The organism is Pseudoalteromonas sp. RB2-MNA-CIBAN-0110, assembly GCF_040309305.1.
Classification (GTDB): Bacteria; Pseudomonadota; Gammaproteobacteria; order Enterobacterales; family Alteromonadaceae; genus Pseudoalteromonas; species Pseudoalteromonas arctica.
In genome coordinates this window covers 1-685 of record NZ_JBEOOQ010000097.1, presented here as the reverse complement: position 1 = coordinate 685, position 685 = coordinate 1, and the positions used below count along the sequence as shown (strand labels likewise).

Sequence of the window (685 nt, the reverse complement as noted above, 5' to 3'; positions counted from 1 at the left end):
TATCTAGCGTCAATTAACTTGGCCGGTTCCGCGTCAATTATCGTGGCCGGTTGACACCGAATTTCATTTGCTCTTATTGAGCGCTGTTTTGCGCCGGTAACTGTCACCTTCGCAATGAATAATCGTGGCATGATGAACCAAACGATCGATTGCCGCGACAGTCATTGTTGAATCTTCAAATAGCTCATCCCATTGCTCAAATGATTTGTTTGATGTGATGATCATGCTGTGTCGCTCATAGCGATGGGCTATCAATTCAAACAGCACGCTCGTTTCCTGTTCAGTTTTTCGAACGTAACCAACGTCATCAACGATTAATAAGCTGTATTTATCGAGCTTTACAAGTTCATCTTGCAAGCGTAAATGTCGCTTTGCTTGCTGGAGTTGTTGAACAATCGCTGACGCGGCAACGAACTTAACTTTATGGCTCTGCTCGATAAGGCCATAACCGATGCTACTGGCGATATGCGTTTTACCAAGCCCACTGGCGCCAAATAGCAATATATTGCCACCGTGCTTCAACCAATCCGGCTGATTTATTAACTCAGCAACAAGGGGCTTACTAACCCCATCAACAAGGGTAAAGTCGAAGCTGCTAAGGTGTTTACCCACTGGCAATTTTGCATCTTTTAAAAGCCGCTGAAGGCGTTTGTCATCGCGTGTCGCAAGTTCAACATGACACAGC

Annotated in this window: 1 protein-coding gene; it reads right to left on the bottom strand. The window is 45.3% G+C overall.

Annotated features, from left to right (window positions below):
- Nucleotides 1-63 precede the first annotated feature (63 nt).
- The coding region (istB, locus tag AAEY68_RS20690; RefSeq protein WP_350586788.1) for an IS21-like element helper ATPase IstB at nucleotides 64-685 on the bottom strand (622 nt) is incomplete at its 5' end.